This is a genomic window from Streptomyces sp. NPDC031274 (assembly GCF_055570235.1).
On record NZ_JBVIHP010000167.1, the window covers coordinates 1 to 1696 of the forward strand.

The 1696-nt window shown below is 68.2% G+C and carries 2 protein-coding genes; one reads left to right on the forward strand and one right to left on the reverse strand.

What is annotated here, in order from left to right; all coding sequences use genetic code 11:
* Window positions 1-513, forward strand: a 513-nt coding sequence (locus ACZ5CR_RS44620; protein ID WP_468869248.1) for a hypothetical protein, incomplete at its 5' end; no start/stop codon positions are given.
* 50 nt (window positions 514-563) lie between these two features.
* On the opposite strand, the gene ACZ5CR_RS44625 is transcribed toward ACZ5CR_RS44620, so the two are convergent.
* Window positions 564-1613, reverse strand: coding sequence for a flavin-containing monooxygenase (locus ACZ5CR_RS44625; RefSeq protein ID WP_468869251.1), 1050 nt, complete (start codon window positions 1611-1613; stop codon window positions 564-566).
* Between the last annotated feature and the right edge of the window lie 83 nt (window positions 1614-1696).

The window sequence follows — 1696 nt, forward strand, 5'->3', positions numbered from 1 at the left end:
CAGACTCGCGCCGACAGCATCGGCAGGAGTCGGCCGATGGTGGCTGCCGAGTTCCAAGACGCGCACCCAGCCACGGCTGCGCTCTATCTCGTCGTCCGCAACCACGGGCCGTCCGTCGCGAAGAACGTGCGGGTCACCTTCTCCCCGGAGATCCCTGACCCTCCTGCGGAGAAGGCGGCGCGGAGCCTCATCCCGTACCTCAAGGAACGTTATGCGCGGCCCATCATGACCCTCACCCCGGGCGCAGAGCTCAGGAACGTCTACTACATCGGCAAGGACGACGAAGACGGGGAATTCGGCAACGAGGAAGACGCACCGGACCGCCTCACCGCCACGATCAACTACCAGTCGGCCGACGGCAAGCAGGACTACGAAGACTCCTACGATCTCGACGTCGCTCTGATGCAGGGTGAGACCCGCATTACGTCGTCCAGGTCCCTGGACCGGCAGGTCATCGAGATCAGGAAGTCGCTCCAGAGCATCGACAAGAGGCTCGGCAGGAAGCAGGCCTAGCGGCAAGCACGGAGGGCTCACTCTGGTAGTACACCCACGTGGTGCGCCGCTCAGCGGTTCTTCGCCAGGCGGCGTAGCACGTACGCGGCGTCGCGCCCCACGCCGCGCAGAGTCTTGGAGGAGAAGCTGCGCTGGAACTCCATGCCGACGATGCCGAGTTGGGGCACGGTGGTGGCGACGCCGCCGCGGTGCAGCGGCCGTCCGCCGTCGTCCAGGGCGCCACTGTCGGTGAGGTAGGGAAGGGCGAGGCGGTAGCCGGTCGCCAGGATGATGGCGTCCACCGCTTCCTTCGTTCCATCGGCCCAGACGACCCCCTCGGCCGTGAGGCGGCTGAACATCTGTCGCCGGTCAACGCCGTGACGCTCAAGGGCAGCGCGGTAGTTGCCGTCGTCGATGACTGAGACCGGGACCTTGACCAGCAGGCGCCGGATGGGGGCCACGTCGAGTCGGGTGTGCCGCAGCCACCAGTGCAGATCGCGGCCCAGCGGGCGCTGGGGCGTCCATTCGATCGGCCGCCGGGTGGCCAGTGTGGTGTCGGCGACCTCGCCGAGTTCGGCGGCGATCTGGATCGCGGAGTTGCCCGCGCCGACCACCACGACCCGTTGCCCGGCGAACGCGTCCGGGCTGCGGTAGTCGGCGGCGTGCAGCACCCGACCGGCGAACTCCTCGCTCCCGGGCAGGCTGGGGAGGTACGGAGTGCCGTAGTCCCCGGTCGCGGCGATCACTGCCCGTGCAGTGAACTCGCGGCCGTCCCCGACGCGTACCGACCAGGCATCGCCCTGACGGCTGACCGAGGTGACGGTCGCGGACGCGTGTATCTCGGCGGCGGTGAGATGGCGGGCGTAGTCGCGCAGGTAGTCCACCACCTCATCCCGTGACGGGTAGCGGTCCGGGTCCCCGGGGAAGCGCAAGCCGGGCAGCGAGGAGTACCGCGCGGGAGAGAACAGGGCGAGGCTGCCGTAGTAGCGCGGCCAGGCGCCACCCGGCGCATCGGCTGACTCGAGCACCAGGGTGCGCTTAAAGCCGTGCCGGGGGGCGAGGGCGGCGGTGGCCAGGCCGGACTGTCCGGCGCCGATGACGATGAGGTCGGCGTGTGTCATGAGATCGTAAACCCTTCACAAGTCGTTGTTTCGGGACGTGACGAAATGTTGGGCGGAGAGCGGTGACAGAGAACAGTTCTGAA